Origin of the sequence: Micrococcus luteus, from assembly GCF_022664405.1 — a bacterium.
Lineage (GTDB): Bacteria > Actinomycetota > Actinomycetes > Actinomycetales > Micrococcaceae > Micrococcus > Micrococcus luteus.
Genome location: NZ_JAKRLB010000002.1, coordinates 90,744 through 109,462 on the forward strand (window position 1 = coordinate 90,744; position 18,719 = coordinate 109,462).

At 68.5% G+C, this 18,719-nt stretch carries 11 protein-coding genes; 8 read left to right on the plus strand and 3 right to left on the minus strand.

The features are described 5' to 3' along the window. Positions 1 to 10 precede the first annotated feature (10 nt). Entirely contained in the window at positions 11 to 1,567 is a 1,557-nt protein-coding gene (locus MF605_RS01315; protein ID WP_002858124.1) for a DUF1846 domain-containing protein, read from the plus strand. A gap of 314 nt (positions 1,568 to 1,881) precedes the next feature. Beyond that, on the plus strand, positions 1,882 to 2,241 hold the full coding sequence (locus MF605_RS01320) for a hypothetical protein (protein WP_134416011.1): 360 nt from the start codon (positions 1,882 to 1,884) through the stop codon (positions 2,239 to 2,241). An 11-nt stretch (positions 2,242 to 2,252) separates the two neighbouring features. Here the strand turns inward: MF605_RS01320 and MF605_RS01325 are convergent, their stop codons facing one another. Continuing rightward, positions 2,253 to 2,645: a very short patch repair endonuclease gene (locus tag MF605_RS01325; protein WP_339328583.1), complete on the minus strand. Its 393-nt coding sequence runs from the start codon at positions 2,643 to 2,645 to the stop codon at positions 2,253 to 2,255. Between the two features lie 105 nt (positions 2,646 to 2,750). Here MF605_RS01325 and MF605_RS01330 point away from each other — a divergent pair, with 105 nt between their 5' ends. The 6 genes from MF605_RS01330 (at position 2,751) to MF605_RS01355 (ending at position 15,906) form a co-directional block, all read left to right on the plus strand. Then, on the plus strand, positions 2,751 to 3,872 hold the full coding sequence (locus MF605_RS01330; protein WP_134416007.1) for a DNA cytosine methyltransferase: 1,122 nt from the start codon (positions 2,751 to 2,753) through the stop codon (positions 3,870 to 3,872). Positions 3,873 to 3,971: 99 nt separating this feature from the next. Next, on the plus strand, positions 3,972 to 6,818 hold the full coding sequence (locus MF605_RS01335) for a DUF1156 domain-containing protein (protein WP_134416005.1): 2,847 nt from the start codon (positions 3,972 to 3,974) through the stop codon (positions 6,816 to 6,818). Continuing rightward, positions 6,818 to 10,291: a DUF499 family protein gene (locus MF605_RS01340; RefSeq protein WP_134416003.1), complete on the plus strand. Its 3,474-nt coding sequence runs from the start codon at positions 6,818 to 6,820 to the stop codon at positions 10,289 to 10,291. The genes MF605_RS01335 and MF605_RS01340 overlap by 1 nt, the downstream gene beginning before the upstream one ends. A gap of 6 nt (positions 10,292 to 10,297) precedes the next feature. After that, the gene (locus MF605_RS01345) at positions 10,298 to 11,806 is read left to right on the plus strand and encodes an ATP-binding protein (RefSeq protein ID WP_134416001.1); all 1,509 of its coding nucleotides are present in this window, start codon (positions 10,298 to 10,300) and stop codon (positions 11,804 to 11,806) included. A gap of 12 nt (positions 11,807 to 11,818) precedes the next feature. After that, positions 11,819 to 12,793, plus strand: a complete 975-nt coding sequence (locus tag MF605_RS01350; protein ID WP_166795240.1) for a PD-(D/E)XK motif protein — start codon at positions 11,819 to 11,821, stop codon at positions 12,791 to 12,793. After that, on the plus strand, positions 12,790 to 15,906 hold the full coding sequence (locus MF605_RS01355) for a Z1 domain-containing protein (RefSeq protein ID WP_134415998.1): 3,117 nt from the start codon (positions 12,790 to 12,792) through the stop codon (positions 15,904 to 15,906). Before MF605_RS01350 ends, MF605_RS01355 begins: the two co-directional genes overlap by 4 nt. 46 nt (positions 15,907 to 15,952) lie before the next feature. Here MF605_RS01355 and MF605_RS01360 read toward each other — a convergent pair whose 3' ends face one another. Next, the gene (locus MF605_RS01360) at positions 15,953 to 17,047 is read right to left on the minus strand and encodes a S66 family peptidase (RefSeq protein ID WP_134415996.1); all 1,095 of its coding nucleotides are present in this window, start codon (positions 17,045 to 17,047) and stop codon (positions 15,953 to 15,955) included. An 85-nt stretch (positions 17,048 to 17,132) separates the two neighbouring features. Further along, positions 17,133 to 18,713, minus strand: a complete 1,581-nt coding sequence (locus MF605_RS01365; RefSeq protein ID WP_242821223.1) for a long-chain-fatty-acid--CoA ligase — start codon at positions 18,711 to 18,713, stop codon at positions 17,133 to 17,135. Positions 18,714 to 18,719: the final 6 nt, after the last annotated feature.

Below are 18,719 nucleotides of genomic sequence, written 5' to 3' on the forward strand. Positions count from 1 at the left end.
CTGAGAGTCCATGACCGGCACGCATGAGACCGCCCGCCCCGCCAGCACGACCACGGAGGCCGCGGCCTCCGGCCCCCTCCACCGCGTCGGATTCGACCGCGCGAAGTACATCGAGCTCCAGTCCCAGCACATCCAGGAGCGCCGCCGCCAGATCGGCGGGAAGCTGTACCTGGAGATGGGCGGCAAGCTCTTCGACGACCTGCACGCCTCCCGCGTCCTGCCCGGCTTCACCCCGGACAACAAGATCGCGATGCTCGACCGCATCAAGGACGAGACCGAGATCCTGGTGTGCTTCAACGCCAAGGACCTCGAGCGGAACAAGGTCCGCGCGGACCTGGGCATCACGTACGAGGACGACGTCCTGCGCCTCGTGGACGTGTTCCGGGAGCGCGGGTTCCTGGTGGAGCACGTGGTGGTCACGCAGCTGGAGGACGCCAACCACCGCGCGCTGGCGTTCCTCGAGAAGCTCGAACGCCTCGGCCTGAAGGTGGCCCGCCACCGCGTGATCCCCGGCTACCCGCACGCCATGTCCACGATCGTCTCGGAGCAGGGCTTCGGCGCCAACGAGTGGTCCGAGACCACGCGGGACCTCGTCGTCGTGACGGCCCCCGGCCCGGGCTCCGGCAAGCTGGCGACGTGCCTGAGCCAGGTGTACAACGATCGGCAGCGGGGCATCCCGGCCGGCTACGCGAAGTTCGAGACGTTCCCCATCTGGAACCTGCCGCTCGAGCACCCGGTGAACGCCGCCTACGAGGCCGCCACCGTGGACCTGGACGACATCAACCTGATCGACCCGTTCCATCTGGCCGAGTACGGCGAGCGGGTGACCAGCTACAACCGCGACGTCGAGGTGTTCCCGCTGCTGTCCGCGCTGCTGGAGAAGGTCACGGGCACCACCCCGTACAAGTCCCCCACGGACATGGGCGTGAACATGGCCGGCGCGGCGATCGTGGACGACGAGGTGTGCCAGGAGGCCGCGAAGCAGGAGATCATCCGGCGCTACTACAAGGCTCAGGTCAACGAGGCCCTGGAGGGCGCGGACGACACCGAGTCCGAGCGTGTGGCCCTGGTGATGTCCAAGCTGGGCCTGAGCTCGGAGGACCGCCCGGTGGTGGGTGCCGCGCAGCTGGTGGCCGAGCGCACCGGTGAGCCCGGCGCGGCCGTGCAGCTGGCGGACGGCACCCTGGTGACCGGCAAGACCTCGGAGCTGCTGGGCTGCTCCGCCGCGGTGCTGCTCAACGCCCTCAAGGTGCTGGCCGGCATCGAGGACGACGTGCACCTGCTCTCCCCCGCCTCGATCGAGCCGATCCAGACACTCAAGACCGTGCATCTGGGCTCCAAGAACCCGCGGCTGCACACGGATGAGGTGCTGATCGCGCTGTCCGTGTCCGCGGCGACCGACGAGAACGCGAAGGCGGCCGTCGAGCAGCTGGCGAGCCTCGAGGGCTGCGACGTGCACACGACGACGATCCTCGGCTCCGTGGACGAGGGCATCTTCCGGTCCCTGGGGATGCTCGTGACGAGCGAGCCGAAGTTCCAGAAGAAGGGGCTGTACCGGAAGCGGTGAGGCGGGGCGATCCGGGCGGTCGCTTTCGTTGACGAAACGGGCGACCTCGAGGCGTTTTCGTTCGAGAAGTGGGAGCGGGCCGCGCGTGGGTCGCGGCCCGCTCAGGAGGCCCCGGCGGTGCGCCGGGGCCTCCTCTCGTAGTAAGGCGGTAGATAAGCACGGCAAGAGGCAGATGAAACGCTGCGGCGCCCCCCTAAAAGGACCCAGCCGGTACTTTGGCGGTGAGCCTCGGGGGCGCTGGGAACCGTCCGCGCATGAGCGGGACGCATGCACGCCGACGGGCTTCGGGCTGCCCTCGAGGCTACGGTAGGGGGATGAGCAAGCGACTGGCATGGACCTGGGAGGAGACCGTCCTCGCCGGCTGGGCTGCGGCCCGCAACGAGTGGCGGGGCGTGAACATGCGCTCGCCGATTGTCCTGGAGCTCTCGGATGTCCTGCAGGCGCTGCCCATCCACCCTCTTACCGACCGCCGTGGGGATTTCCGTTCCGTCGGCAGCGTGGGGCGGAAGATCAACAGCCTCCGGTCCGCGCGACCGGACTACGACGGTGTCGGACTCAGAGTCACCGCGATGGAGGCCGAGGTGACAAAGCGGTTCCTCGCGGACCAGCCTGCGATGCTCCGTCAGGCAAAGGGGATCCTTCGGGCATACGGCCAGACCTACCCCGAGGCCTGACCCGCTGCCTGTCAGCCGTCACGACGACGGCAGACCACCTCGATGATGATCGACGCCACCTCCGCCGGATCCTCGTGTTCCCAGAAGCGGAGGACCTCCCAACCACGCTCCTCCAGGACCAAGGTAGTCTCCGCATCGCGCTCCCTGTTCCGCGCCACCTTGTTCGCCCAGAACCCACCGTTGGCCTTCGGCGCGGTGTAGTGCTCTGGGCAGCCATGCCAGTAGCAACCGTCGATGAACACGGCGACCCGGGACGGGCGGAAAAGCAAGTCGGCAGTACGTCGCAGCTCCTTCTCCGGTGTGGCGTTCACCCGGTAGCGAAGACCGGAGGCGTGGACGAGTCGACGCACGGCCAGTTCAGGCTTCGTGTCACGGCCCTTGTTCGCCCGCATGGAGGCCCGCACGCCGGGAGTAGATGCCCATGACGACGCCATGCAGGTGATGGTAGACGCCGCGATGGCCGTGCCAGGTGGTCCGCCACACGCCGCAGGCCGGCTAAGGTGTTCGGCATGCCTGCCGCCCCTTCCTCCGTCTCCTCACCCACTCCGGAGGAGGGGAACATCATCACGGTCCTGGATCTCTTCGCTGGCGCCGGAGGGCTGAGCGCGGGTCTCCAGTCGGCGTCCAAGCGGTTCCGGACCGTCACCGCCGTGGAGATGGAGCCGCGGGCTGCCGCGACGTTCCAGGCCAACCACCCTGGCGCGCACGTCCACTGCGGCCGCATCGAGGACTGGCTGCAGGAGGAGGATGTCCCCCACGTCGACTTGGTGGTCGGGGGGCCACCGTGCCAGGGGTTCTCCGCGCTGGGGAAACAGGCGCTCGACGATGAGCGGAACTCGATGTGGCGTCACTACGCCGCGGCGGTCGCCGCGGCGAGGCCCCGCTTCTTCGTCATGGAGAACGTCCCCCAGTTCATGACCTCCCCGGAGTATGCGTTGTTCAAGGAGCTAGTGGAGGAGGATGGCCCACTGAAGGAGTACGACTTCACGGCGGAGGTCGTGAACGCCGCCGACTACGGGGCTGCACAGAAGCGGCGTCGCGCCATCGTCATCGGATATAGGAAGGACGTGGGGGACCCTGGACGGCCGCTCGTGACGCACGGCCCCACCACGCGGGCCATGTACAGGACCGTCCGGAACGTCATTGGCGGCCTCCCCCCGACGACGATCCTCCCCGAGAACCGGATCTATGAGTTCGAGGGGAAGTCCCTCCGCGGTCCCTTCCAGACCTCCGAGCTGCATGTAGACCGCACCTACACTCAGCGGTCCCTGGATCGCTTCAAGAAGATCCCCCTAGGCGGGAATCGCTTCGACCTGCCCGAAGACCTCAAGTGCGAGGCCTGGAAGAAACACACCACGGGCAGCGGTGACGTCATGGGCCGCCTCCACTGGGACCAGCCCTCGGTGACCATCCGGACCGAGTTCACCAAACCGGAGAAGGGTCGTTATCTCCACCCCGTGCTCGACAGGGCCATCACGCCGCGGGAGGGGGCGTTGCTCCAGGGATTCACGGAGGAGTATCTCTTCGTGGGGTCAGTGACGCAGATCGTGAAGCAGATCGGCAACGCCGTGCCGATCCCGCTCGGAGCCGCGATCGGCAGGCTGCTCCTGCCGCACTGGGCCGATCGCTGACGTCCGGTCCACCCCGCGGAAGCCCGGCACAGGGCTTCTATAGTGTTCGGAGCGTCGCCGACCGGCGGCGTCTGAGCACGATTCGTCTGGAGCCCTTGGATGACCACGGACACGTCCCCCGCTGGAGCAGGAGCCATCCCGCGGCGGAAGCTCATCGAGGTCTCCCTCCCTCTCGAGGACATCAACCGAGAGTCCGCCCGCGAGAAGTCGATCCGTCACGGTCACCCGTCCACGCTCCACCTCTGGTGGGCCCGGCGCCCGTTGGCATCCGCCCGCGCGGTGCTGTTCGCCCAACTCGTGGACGACCCCTCCTCCCACCCTGACCGCTTCCCCACCGAGGAGGACCAGCGGCGGGAACGGGAACGGCTCCATGACATCATCCGGCGGCTCGTGGTGTGGGAGAACATCGACGACGAGCGCCTCCTCGCCGAGGCCCACGCCGAGATCCTGGCCTCCACAGACGGGAACCCGCCGGCCATCCTGGATCCCTTCGCTGGCGGCGGGACGATCCCGCTCGAGGCGCAGCGGCTGGGCCTCAAGGCCCATGCGAGCGACCTCAACCCCGTGGCCGTCCTGATCAACAAGGCCCAGATCGAGATCCCCCCAAAGTTCGCCGGCCTTCCCCCCGTCTATCCCGGCGCCGCCGAGGAACGTCTAAGCGACTGGCCTGGGGCCGGCGGCCTGGCGGAGGACGTACGCCGCTACGGCGCGTGGATGCGCGACCGCGCGCTGGAACGCATCGGGCATCTCTACCCCACGGTCACGGTCAGCGACGAGCGCACGGGGGCGGCGGCTGAGGCCACGGCCATCGCATGGATCTGGGCGCGGACGGTCACCTGTCTCAACCCCGCCTGCGGCATCGAGATGCCCCTCGTCCGGTCCTGGTGGCTGGGCAAGAAGAAGGGGAAGGAGGCGTATGTGGTTCCCGAGGTCTTGGAGGACCCCGACGCCCCCACGGGCCGCAGCGTGCGCTTCTCCATCGGCCACGATCTGAGCACGGCGCCGGAGACCGATGGAACGGTAGGACGAACCGGAGCCGAATGCATCGCGTGCGGGACGGCCGTCCCTCTCAAGTACGTCCGGGAGGAGGGCCGATCCGGCCGCCTCGGGACCGCGCTGATGGCTGTCGTTGCCGAGGGAGCACGCAGGCGCACTTACACGTCTCCGTCCGAAGAACACGCACGAGCTGCTCATCAGGCGGCTCCCTCGTCAGCCCCGAACACCCCGATGCCGCCACAGGCGCCCAGCTTCCGCGTGCAGGCCTACGGCATGACGAAGCATGCGGACCTGTTCACCAATCGCCAGCTGGTCGCGCTGACCACGTTCAGCGATCTTGTCGCCGAAGCACGTGAACAGGTGCTCGCAGATGCACTGGCGAGCGGGCTGCCTCAGGGTGACCGACTCACCGACGGCGGTTCTGGCGCAGCCGCCTATGCCGATGCCATAGCCACCTATCTGGGCATGTCAGTCGGCAGGCTCTCCGATTACAGCTCCTCGATTTCGACTTGGATGCCGGACCCTAAGAACGAGGGAATCCGAAACACATTCGCTCGTCAAGCAATCCCCATGACGTGGGATTTTGCTGAGGTAAATCCGTTCAGCGAGAGCTCAGGGAATTTCGGCTTCATGATTCGCGGAATCGCCCGAGTGCTGGACACTTTCACGGGCAAAAAGTTCTCGGAAGCGGTTCAGGCAGATGCATCGGAACGCTCATACGCTGGACTTCTGGTGGCGACAGACCCCCCGTATTACGACAACATCGGCTACTCCGATCTCTCAGACTTCTTCTACGTCTGGCTGCGCCGATCACTCCGGGACGTCCATCCCGACCTCTTCGCGACCATGCTGGTTCCTAAAGCAGAGGAGCTCGTGGCGAACCCCTACCGCCATGCCGGGAAGGAAGGGGCGTCGAAGTTCTTCGAGGAGGGCTTCCAGCGCGTCTTCGCGCGCGCCCGCGAGAGCGCCTCGGAGGCCTTCCCCATCGCGGTCTACTACGCATTCAAGCAGCAGGAATTGGCGTCCGAAGGCGTGACCTCCACCGGCTGGGCCACCCTCCTCGAGGGCATGATCGGAGCAGGCTGGACCATCACCGCCACCTGGCCCGTGCGCTCGGAACGGGCCGGCCGGATGATCAGCGTGGGGACCAACGCCCTCGCGTCGTCCATCGTGCTCTCGCTCCGCCCCCGTGCGGTCACCGCCGCACCGGCCAGCCGCCGCGGCTTCGTCTCCGCCCTCAAGTCGGAACTGCCTACCGCTTTGTCGGAGATGCAGCAGGGGGCCATCGCCCCTGTAGACCTGGCCCAGTCCACCATCGGCCCGGGAATGGCGATCTTCTCCCGGTACAGCTCCGTGTTGGAGAACGACGGCACTCCCATGAGCGTGAAGACCGCCCTCGGTCTCATCAACCAGGTCTTGGACGAGGTCCTCTCGGAGAACGACGGTGACCTGGACGCGGATAGCCGCTTCTGTCTCAAGTGGTACCTCCAGTACGGCTGGGATGCGGCCCCCTACGGGGCCGCGGACGTCCTGGCCACGGCCATCAACACCTCCGTGGACGGGCTGCGCTCCGCCGGCGTCCTGACCTCGGGATCGGGGAAGGTGGCGTTGGTGCGGCCGTCGGCGCTCCCCCAGACCTGGAACCCGGCGGAGGACGACCGCATCTCCGTCTGGGAGGTCACGTGCCACCTCGCGCGGGTCCTCTCCGCTGAGGACGGCGGCGTCACAGCCGCCGCCCGACTCAGCGCCGTCGTCCAGGACCGCGGGGATGTGGACATGGACGCGGTCCAACTCCTCGCCTACCGCCTCTACGAACTGACGCAGGACAGACGCCCTGAGGACGCCCGCCTCTTCAACGCCCTGGGTGGCACCTGGACGGAGATCCAGGACGAAGCACGCACCGTCCCCACCACCCCGTCCCAGGGGACGTTCGATTTCGGAGGAGAATGATGGCCACCAGCAACCGGGAACACGTCGACACGGCCCTCGGCGTCCTCGCCGGCGTCCTGGACCCCTTCATCGCCAAGGTGCTCATGACCAAGCTCCCCGCCGGGGCGAAGGACTGGACCGTCGTCCTGACCGCCAAGGACGCGGAGAACGGCCGGACGGGCGCGATCCACGAACGCACTGACCCTCAGAGCCAGTTCCGTGTCCTCACGGAGTCCCTCCCCGGGCTCGGTTACGCCTTCAACGGCGTCCTCTCCCGGACCGAACAGGGATATGCGGGAGAGCTGCGGGAGGTGCGCAACGCCGTCGCCCACCATAAGCCGTTCACCGCGGACCAGGCGCGTCGGGCGCTGGAGACCGTGGAACTGCTGCTCCGCGCGGTCGGCGCAGCCCCGGAGGCGGACCGGGTGCGCCTCATCCGGCGGGAGATCGAACGGGCGGAGTTCGAGAAGGAGACCCGGCAGGCCACCCGCGCCCGCTCCACCCTGGTGCGGACCGACGACACGGGTCTCCGCCCGTGGCGTGAGGTGCTCCGCCCCCACCCGGACGTCCGCAGCGGGGACTTCGCCTCCGCCGAGTTCGCGGCCGACCTGTACCGGGTGGCCGTCAAGGACACCCGTGGGGCCGCCGACGAACCGGCGACCGAGTACACCGACGCCGTCGAGTTCTTCCGGCGCACCTATCTCACCGAAGGGCTGCGCGAGCTCCTGCAGCGGGCAGCCGCCCGACTGGCCGGGGACAGGAACGCGGACGCCGTCATCAACCTTCAGACCACCTTCGGCGGGGGCAAGACCCACTCCATGCTGGCCGTGTGGCACCTGTTCTCCGGACGCCCGCTGCACGAGTTCCCCCAAGACGTCCAAGACGTCCTGGCCGGTCACCATGACGAGGCCGTCGGTGCCCCGATCCGCCGGGTGACCATCGTGGGCAACGAGATCTCTCCGGGGCAGCCGGTCACCAAGCCGGACGGCACGGTGGTCAGCACGCTGTGGGGCGAGATCGCCTGGCAGCTGGGAGACGCCACCGGGGACGGCGCCGCGGCCTACGCCCATGTGGCCGACGCGGATCGCAGCGGCACCAACCCCGGAGGCGCGCTCCGTGACCTCTTCGCCGCCTACGGCCCCGCCGTCATCCTGATCGACGAGTGGGTGGCCTACGCGCGACAGCTCAACACCCACCGGATCGACGAGGACGGCACCCGCTCCCCCCTGCCGGCCGGCGACTTCGAGACGCAGTTCACCTTCGCCCAGGCGCTGACCCAGGCCGCGGCGGCCGTGCCGGGCATCCTTCTCCTGGTTTCCATCCCCGCGAGCACCCGGAGGGAGGACGGCACGGAGGACGACGTCTCCCACGCCTCGGATCTCGAGGTGGGTGGCGACTTCGGCCATGAGGCGCTCTCCCGTCTCGACAACGTGGTCCGTCGCGTCGCCTACCAATGGGCCCCCGCGGCCCGGGACGAGTCCTACGAGATCGTGCGTCGCCGGCTCTTCGAGCAGCCGACGGCGGACCAGCTGGAGCAGATCGCCGCCACCGCCAGGACCTTCCGCGAGTTCTACAGGCGCCATCCCGGGGAGTTCCCGTCCAACGTCCTGGACGGCGCCTACGAGGCCCGGATCCGCGCCTCCTACCCCGTCCACCCCGAGCTCCTGGACCGCCTGTACGCCGAGTGGTCGACGTTGGAGAAGTTCCAGCGCACCCGGGGCGTGCTCCGCCTGATGAGCACGGTGGTCCACCAGCTGTGGACGGCCGAGGACCCCTCACCGCTGATCACCGCCGGCACGGTCCCGCTGGACTCGGCCGTCGTCCGCCGCGAACTGGTGCAGTACCTCCCCCACGGATGGGACCCGGTCGTCCAGAACGACGTGGACGGCGACGAGTCCGTGGCCCGCCGCGTGGACCGGGAACGCCCGAACCTCGGGAACCGGTCCCTCACCGTGCGCGTCTCCCGAGCAGTGCTGATCGAGTCCGCCCCGACCGTGACGACCACCCACAAGGGTGTGCCCAGAAAGCAGCTCCTGCTGTCCCTGGCCATGCCGAAGGACGTAGTGGGCAACGTGTCCTCGGCGCTGAACGCCCTGCACGACGCATCTTCGTACTTCTACTCCGCCGACGACCGCTTCTGGTACGACACGCAGCCGTCCCTCAACCGGGCCGCGGCCGATCGGGCAAGGCAGCTGGACATCGGCCTCGTCTGGGACGAGGTCGTCGCGCGGCTGAAACGGTCCAGTCCGCGGAACACCCCCGAGTTCGGCGCGGTCGTGGTCGCCCCACGTTCCACCGCGGACGCTCCGGAGGACGACTCCGTCCGCCTCGTCGTCTTGCACCCCGAACATCTACACCAGGCCAAGGACACGTCGAGCCCCGCCACGGAGTTCTCCCGGCAGCTGCTGACCTCCCGGGGATCCTCGGCACGGGCCATGCCGAACACGCTGATCATGCTGGCCGGTGACGCCGGGCGCTGGAAGGACCTCGAGTCGACCGTCCGGTCCCATCTGGCGTGGCGTTCGATCCACGAGGAGCGGACCGCACTGGACCTCACTCCGACGAACGAGGCCCAGGCCCAGCGTCAGGTGGAGACCACCAACAGGACGATAGAGGACCAGATCACGGCGACCTGGATCTGGGGGCTCCACGCCGTCCAGCCCGACCCGCGTCTCCCCTTCGACGTGGCACACGTCAAATGCGACGGGCAGATGAAGAAGTCCCTCGCCGAGCGCACGGGTGGGAAGTTCGTGAAGGAGGATCTGCTGCGGGTGGAGTCGGCGGGGGCGTTGGTCCGCATGGATGTGCAGGAGTTCCTGCTCCCGCGGTGGAACAGCGGGCACATCCGCTTCGGTGAGCTGTGGGACATCCACACCCGCTTCCCCTACATGTCCCGACTCCGGGACCGGGACGTGCTGGCGAAGGCCGTCGCCTCGGTCCTCTACGACGCGGCGTTCATGCAGCAAGGCTTCGCCCTGGCCACCGGGTACGACGAGGAGACCGGCCTCTACTCGGGGCTCGCCGTCCCTCTGGAGGACCTGGAATTCGGCGAGATCCTCGACGGCACGTTGTTGGTGCGCCCGGACCTGGCCGTCGCCCAGCGTGAGAGGGAGAGGCGACACCGCAGCGAAACCCCGACGGGCGCCCCGGGCCAAAGCCCCGGCGTTCAGCCCTCCCCCACGGGGGGACCGTCACCCGCCGGGCCAGGCGGGGCGCCCCGTCCGGAGACTCAGACGTCCGCTGCCCGGACTGTGTCCAATGCGCGCTACTCCGGGCGGGTGGAGATCGCAGGGGACGCGGACCTGTCGTCCACCTTCCAGACCCTCATCGACGAGGTGCTGTCCCATCTCCAGAACGCCGACCCCGACACCCTCGAGATCCTGGTGGAGGTCCAGGCAGAGAAGTTCTCTGGGTTCAGCACCGCGACGTCCCGCACCGTCGGGGAGAACGCCCGACAGCTGGGGTTCATCAAGACCCACTTCCTGGACGGCTGAACCGACGTGCGCGCGGCCGTCCCCGTCTCCAGCATCCGAGTGCCGCCCGACCCGGCCATCACCTCGGCGATCGGCCGCCACCACTCGTTGGAGACGGCGATCGCGGACCTGGTGGACAACAGCATCGACGCAGGGGCTCGGACTGTTCAGGTCCGGTTCGTGCTCGAGGGCGGCGTGGCCGCCGGCCTGCAGGTGTTGGACGACGGCTGCGGCATGGACACCATGGGTGTCGACGACGCCATGCGATATGCCCATCGCCACGAGCGTGCCGAGTCCGCGCTGGGCCACTTCGGAGTGGGTCTCAAGGCCGCCTCCCTCAGCCAGGCGGAGACCCTCCTGGTCTGGTCCCGACGGTTCGGGGCCCCCGCGGTCGGCAGACGGCTCCGCCGGTCCACGTTGGACTCTGGACCGGTCGTCGAGTCCTTCTCCACACAGGATGCCGAGCGCAGGCTCTCGTCGACGGACGCCCTTTCCGACTCCCGAAGCGGGACGCTCGTCGAATGGGAGGACGTGCGCACCTTCCTCCACGACGACGACCCGACCGAGCAGACCAAGTGGCTCGAGAAGACCGTGGAGGCGGTCCTCCGCCACCTCGGGGTGGTCTTCCATCGTCTCCTCGAACGGGGCACGGTGGACATCACGGTGGAAGTCGCAGAAGGCGGCACGTCGGGCGCCCCCCGGCCCGTTCACGCCCTCGACCCCTTCGATTACCCGAACACCGGAGCTCCGGGCTTCCCCTCCGACTTCGCTCTGACCGTCCCGGGAGGCCACGCCTCGATACGCGCCCATGTCTGGCCGTCGACGGGGGCCTCGTTGCGACAGTTCGTACTCGACGGCGGCGGCCCCCTCGAGACGCAGGGGCTGTACGTCTACCGCCACGACCGGCTGCTTCAAGCCGGCGGCTGGTGTGACCTCGTCCGGGCAGACCCGGACCTCGCCTATGCCCGGATCTCAGTGGACGTCGACGGCCCCCTCGCCTCACACACGGCCATCAACCCGGAGAAGACCGGCATCGTCCTTGACGCGACACTGGCCGACGCCATGCTGGCAGCCCAGGACTCGGAAGGCCGCAGCATCCAGGACTTCCTCGACGCTGCCAGCGGCCATGCACAGGACACCCGCAGCAGGAGACCCCGCCCCATCTCCGTGGTCGAGCCTCGCGGAGGTCTGCCCGCCACGGTGCACCAGGCGTTCGAAGAGGCCACCGGCTTCATCGAACACGCCGACCCGTTCGACATCCGGTGGCGCTCCCTACCGGAGGACGAGTTCTTCGAGGTCGACCTCGAAGGACGGTGTCTCACCCTGAACTTGAGGTACCGGTCCGTCGTCGTCGGGCGGACGAAGAGCATGGACCCCGGGGACGCCGCGCTCGTGAAGTCACTCCTCTTCCTGCTGCTGAACAGCCATCTCTCAGGTAGCGTGACGGGTGCACGAGAGCGCCGTCTACAGGCCGCCTGGCAGACGATCCTCGTGGCCGCGGTGCGGACACTGCCTGAGCCGACGGCCGAAGCCTGACGGAAGGACAGCATGGCCCTCAACGACGACAGGCTGAGCCAAGAGTCCCTGGACGAGTACTTCGCCACGGGTGTCCCAAGCCAGCACCTCCAATGCACGGATCCGGAGGTGGTCCTCACCATCGACCCGGCCGCCGAGCGCTTCACACTACGCACGCCGGCCGACGGGTCCGTCCCGGACCTCCGGGAACTCCGCCACGTGTCGGTGGATGTGGAGGACCACGAGGACGGCACCACGTGGTCCCTGGTCCACATCGACACGCTTGAGATGCGTTACGAGGCATACGGCGTCACCATGTCGGTGGTCGACGCCCTCAGAGGCGGGGCCTCGTTCGCAGGTGCCGTCAACGCCGCGGTCGCCAACCTCCGCAATCTCCTGGCTGCCCGCACGCGGCTGAGTGAGGAACAGCAGCGCGGGCTCCTGGGCGAACTGCTCCTGCTGGAGCGGCTGCTGCTGGAGCACGGGCCAACGGCCCTCGAGTGGTGGCTGGGCCCGGCAGCTGAGCAACACGACTTCGCCTGCCCCTCCTATGACCTGGAGGTGAAGACCACCAGCGCCGAGAAGCGACGCCATACCATCTCCGGGGTCGACCAGCTGAAGCCCAACCCGGGGCGCCCCCTCTGGCTCGTCTCCATCCAAGTCACCCGGGCCGGCGGAGCGGAAGGGCGCACCCTCGCCGAGCTCGTCGCCCGCGTCCGCAGCCTCGCGTCCGGTGACGACCGGCTGCTCGCCGCGCTGCGGGAAGTGGGCTGGCGGGACGAGGACGCAGACCTCTACACCCGCGGCCACATGCTCCGGTCCACGCCCAGGGCCTATCTCGTGGACGACGACTTCCCCGCCATCACCAGCGAACGGGTCCGTTCCGGCGTCCCCCATCCGGAGCTGATCAGTGACATCACCTACCGGGTTGACGTCTCCGATCGAACTGCAGGCGACCCGGGCCGCGAACTCCATTCATTCCTCCAGATCGAAGGCATCGAGCGATGAACGACAGCTACACCGAGGCGATCGTCAGGACCCTGCGGGCGATGGAGGGGTTCGGCCCCTCCCCGCTGCTGGAGGACGTGGACCACTACCTGCGCAGGACGGGCCAGTCTGTATCCGAGTCGGAACTGGTCGAGATGGTGACCGTCGCAGATCCGAACGACAAGGCCCGACTCGCGTTCCACGTGCAACTCAGTCGATGGGACGCCTCCGACGACGAAAACTGGGTCGACGGCACTGCTCCCTACGGTGAGCAGCGGAGGGCCCTGATCATGTCTCTGCTGGGGCTGGGTGAGGAATCCCGTGCACGCATCGACACCGCCTATCCTCTCGACGTCGGTGCGGTGGTGATCGCCAAGGCGGCGGAGTGGGACCCCTGGTACACCGAAGAGGTCGCCGCGGAACGGGCGTTCTACTGGACCGCCTACCGGAAGGTCGTCGAGAAGAAGATCGGCGGCGCGGCCACCAATGAACTGGACCGCGTGACCTATGAGGTCGTCCGTCGGCTGGCGGATCCCACTCGCAAGGAGCCGTACCAGTCCAAGGGCCTGGTCGTCGGTCACGTCCAGTCCGGTAAGACGGCCAACTTCACAGGAGTCTTGGCGAAGGCCGTCGACGCCGGGTACCGCCTCGTCATCGTCTTGACCGGCACCATCGAGCTCCTGCGGGGACAGACCCAGCGGCGTATCGACATGGAACTGGTGGGTGAGGAGAACATCCTCGGGGGACGGGACAAGGACGACCCCGAGCAGATCCAGGACGTCGACTACGCCGGGATCGGGGACAAGGACTGGCGTGACGGGAAGTTCCTCCGTCATGGCAAGCACCCGAAGGACCTCGGCAAGCCCGGCATCCGCAGGCTCACCAATGCCAAGGGAGACTACAAGAGCCTCAGGAACGGCCTCGGGTACCTGGATTTCCGGGACAGTGACCACCTGGTGCATCCGGAGCTACCGCTTCACGACTCCTCGAACCTCTTCGGCACGGACATCCGGCTGGCAGTCGTCAAGAAGCAGAAGAACGTCCTGGAGAAGCTGATCAAGGACCTGAAGGCGACGCGCGTAAAACTCGCCGAGATCCCCACCTTGATCATCGACGACGAGGCCGACCAGGCCTCGGTCAACACCAAGGACAACCGGAAGAAGTCGCCTGAAGACCGGACGAGGACCACCATCAACAAGTTGATCGCGGAACTGCTCCATGAACTGCCGCGGGCACAATACGTCGCCTACACCGCGACACCGTTCGCCAATGTCTTCGTCGACCCGGACGATGTGGATGACATTTTCCCGAAGGACTTCATCGTCAGCCTCGAGCCGCCGACGGCATACATGGGTGGGAAGGCATTCCACGACTTGGATCGGGATCCCGACGGCCTCGACGAGGTCGATGTCTCGGCTCCGGAGAACAGCTTGGCGCTGTCCAACGAACGCGCCTACATCAGGGACCTGACCGCCGACCTCGACAATGACCACCAGAAGCGACGCGACGAACTCCGCTCCGCCTTGGACTCCTTCGTCCTGAGCGGTGCGATGAAGCTCCACCGACGTTCGGTCGGGCATCCCGGTGACTATCGACACCACACGATGCTCGTCCACGAGTCCGTCCGGCAGCAGGACCACAAGGAGCTCGCGGACACCGTCGAAGACGTGTGGAAGTCCGCGGGCTACTCGACACCCGAAGGAATGCGCCGCCTCCACCAGCTGTACAAGGACGATTTCGCCCCTGTGACGGCGGCCCGTGCGTCCCAGGCACCGACGCCGGCGGACTTCAGGGAACTCCTTCCATTCATTGGGGAATCCGTCACCCGGATCAACGGCGGAACCCGCCCCGTGATCATCGTCAACGGTGCCGCTGAGAAGGACTACACGCAGCCTGACCTCGACTTCCAAGCGGACGACGTCTGGAAAGTCCTTGTGGGAGGCGCCAAGTTGAGCCGCGGGTTCACCGTGGAGGGCCTGACCACGACGTACTACACCCGACGCACCACGACTGCGGACACGTTGATGCAGATGGGTCGCTGGTTCGGCTATCGGCCGGGTTACGGTGACCTCGTCCGGTTGTACATCGGTCGCAACGTCCCCGGGCCGAGGAAGGGGACGACAGTGGACCTGTACAAGGCTTTCGAGGCCGTCGTGCGGGACGAGGAGGACTTCCGGGAGCAGCTCAGGCAATATCGGGGGCTCGACGCCGACGGCCGGCCCCGTGTCCGCCCGATCGACGTCCCACCTTTGGTCTTCCAGAGCCTGCCTTGGCTGACCCCGACCGGCCGGAACAAGATGTTCAACGCCGAGCTGACGAGGAAGGGCGAAGGCGGGAAGGTGCGTGACTTCTTCCAGCACCCGCGACGCGACCCCGACATCAACGCGCGTCACTTCCACGCCGTGTCCCCTCTGCTGGACGCGGCCGTGGCCCGCGGGACCTTCTTCACCATCAATCCACCGAAGCCCACAGCATCCGCCACCGATCGAGTCAGCCGATGGTCCGGTCGCTACGGCATCGTCGACACCGAGACGATGCTGCAGATCCTGGCCATGTTCTCCTGGGGCAAGAACTTCTCCTTCGAACCGACGCTGGACTTCATCCAGCACGCCATGGCGGAGGAGACACTGCAGGACTGGGCCGTGATCGTCCCCGACTTGGCCAGCCCCGGGAACACATCGGTGGCGACCAGATATGTCGACGGTCGCAAGGTCGACGTCCTACGCCGTACGCGCCGGGAAGAGCGCGACGACATGTTCTCCGGCTCGTCCCCTCGCCAGCGCCTCGCTTTGGAGATCATCTCCGGAGGAGCGATGGCCCCGACGCACTCACGGCGGAACCAGGTGAAGGAACTGCTGAAGACCCATAGCGAATTCGCCTTCATGAAGCACGAGCTGATCTCGGGCGCCGGCACGCGTGGGGCGCTCCTACTGACGTTCGCAGCCGACGACGGGGCCGGAACCGAGCCGAAGGATCTGCCGGACCCGGTGCCCGCGGGCGACATCGCATCCCTGTTCTCCCTGGCCATGCCGTACAAGTCCGCGCCAAGCGGGCGCATCGCCTTCACCGCGAAGGTGAAGGGGGACGACGGTAAGGCCACTTACAAGGAGGGTGAAGAAGACACGGGCCTCTGACGACTCCACGTGCCCTTCGGGAGCGGGTCATCGTGAGGTGGCCCGCTCACCCGTACTCCGCCCACACCCGCCGCTCGACCCCGTCCACGGTCATCATGCCGCCATGCGGCAGCACCCACTGCGGCCGCGTGTGGCCGAACGGGACGCCCACGCACACCACCGCGTCCGGATTGTAGCGCCCGACCTCCTCCAGCACCACATCACCCTGCTCCGCGCGCAGCCGCGCCCGCTCCTCCGCACCCCGCGGCGCTTCGAAGGAACTCGTCGGCGGGCGGGCCGCCAGCACGGCGTCCACGGCGCCGAGCACGCCGCGCTCCCCCAGGATCCGCAGCAGCCGCCGCACCTCGCCGGCGCTCGGCAGCTCCTCGCTGGTCTCGATGAGCAGCACACCGCCCTCGAGCACCGCCATGTCCGCAGGCCCGCGGCCGGCCGCCATCACCCACGGCAGCACCTCGAGGCAGCCGCCCCACGTCCGGCCGGTCACCGCGCGCCGCGGCCCGGCCCAGCGCCAGGGTGAGGCGCCCTCGCCGACGCCGCGCGCGCCGTCGTCGTGCGGGCCCGGCACCGGCTCGCGCGTCCCGAACTCGGTGAGCGCCCGCGGGTCCAGCCAGTCGACGCCATGGTCCTCCGACTCTCCCGGCTCCGTGATCTCCAGCCGCCCTCCCGTCAGCAGGGCGACCCGCAGGGACGCGGCGTGCACCTCATCCACAGCCGGCCCCGGCCCCAGGTGCACCTGGGTGGAGCCGCCGTAGAAGCTCGCCACGCCGTTCGCCCACAGCCACTGGTGCAGGTTGGTGTTGTCGCTGTAGCCGAGGAACGGCTTGGGGTCCGCGCGCACGGCGTCCGCGTCCAGGTGACCGATCACGGTGATCTGGTCCTCCCCGCCCACCGTGGCGATCACCGCACGGATCTGGGGGTCCGCGAACGCCGCGTTCAGGTCCCGCGCCCGGTCCTCGGCGCTCGCCCCGAGCTGCCGGGTGGTGGGGTACTCGACCGGCTCCAGTCCGGTCATCTCGGCCAGGCGGCGCATCGCCTGCTCGTGCACCGCGGGCGCGAAGCCGGGAGCCGCGAACGACGGCGAGACGACGGCGATCCTGTCGCCCGGCTGGGCCTTGGGCGGGTGGACGAGCGGCTGAGTCATACCGGGAGCGTAGCGAGAGGCCATCTGTCCGTCGTTCCTCTCACTCAGACCAGACCACCCGCGCCCAGACCGCCCGGCACGCCCCTCACCCCTGACGCAGCTCGCGGCGCAGGATCTTGCCCGTGGCGTTCTTCGGCAACCCGTCCAGGACGGTCACCTCCCGCGGCTGCTTGTAGCGGGCCAGCCGCTCGGCCGCGAACGCCTGGAGCTGCTCCCCCGTGACGGCGCTGCCCGGGGCCAGCGAGACGAAGGCGGCGATCTCCTCGCCCAGCCGCTCGTCCGGCATACCCACCACAGCCGCCTCGACCACGTCCGGGTGCTCGTAGAGGACCTCCTCCACCTCGCGGGGGTACACGTTCATGCCGCCGCGGATGATCACGTCCTTGAGCCGGTCCACGATCATCACGTACCCGGCCTCGTCCCGGCGGGCGATGTCCCCGGTGCGGAACCAGCCGTCCTCGTCGAACGCCGCCTCCGTGTCCTCCGGGCGGCCCCAGTAGCCGGCCATGATGCCCTCACCCCGGATGCGCAGCTCACCGGAGGTCTCGCGGTCCTCCTCCGGCACCTCGGTGCCGTCCATCGCGACGATCCGGAACTCGAAGCCGTCCACCGGCCGGCCCACGGTGCCCGGGCGGGTCGGCGCGTCCACGGGGTTGAAGAAGCACGCACCCGCGTTCTCGGACAGCCCGTAGCCCTCCAACACGGGCACGCCGTACAGCTTCTCCGCCGCGCGCAGCGTCTCCACCGGCAGGCTCGCACCGCCGGAGAGGGGCATGCGCAGCCTCGAGAAGTCCGCCGGCTCGGCCCCGGCCTCACGGCGGGCCCGGGCCACTGCGAGGAACGCCCCGTGCATGGTGGGCACGCCGGGCAGGAACGTGACACCGTGGTCCTGCAGCTGGTCGTAGGCGGCCGCCGGCTCGAACCGCGGCATCAGGGACAGGGTGGACCCGGCGAACACCGCGCCGTTGAGCACCACCGAGAGCCCGAACACGTGGAACATCGGCAGCGCCGCGAACACGACGTCGTCCGGGCCGAGCCGGCCCAGGCCGGTCGCCGTCGCCATGGCGTTGGAACGCAGGTTCGTGTGTGTCAGTCGGGCACCCTTGGGTCGCCCCGTGGTGCCCGAGGTGTAGAGCAGCACGGCGTCGTCGTCGGGGTCGCGCGGGGTGATCTCCGTGACCGGGGCGATGCCCTCGGCGGCGCACTCCCGCCCGACCGCCTCCAAGTCCAGGGTGACCACCTCGACGTCGACGTTCCCGGCCACCTCGTCCACGGCCGGCAGCCCGGGCATGGCCCAGAGCATGCGCGCCCCGGAGTCCTCGAGGAAGTACCCCAGCTCACGGGCGGTGAACAGCGGGTTGAGCGGCACCATCACCGCACCCAGACGCATGAGCGCCTCGTAGACCGCCACGAAGGCCGGGACGTTGGGCAGCAGCACGGCCACCCGGTCCCCCGGGCCCACCCCGCGGTGGCGCAGCCAGCCGGCCGTCGCGGCCGTGACCTGGTCCAGTTCGCGGTAGGTCATGCTGGCCTCGCCGATCCGCAGGGCCACGGCATCCGACTGCCGGGCCACGGTGGCCGAGAGCAGCTCGGCCACATGGCCCCGGCGCTCGGTGGGCCGGCCTTGGGTGGTCGCGGAGGTGTCGGGGGTCTCGGAGGTGGTCACGGTGGC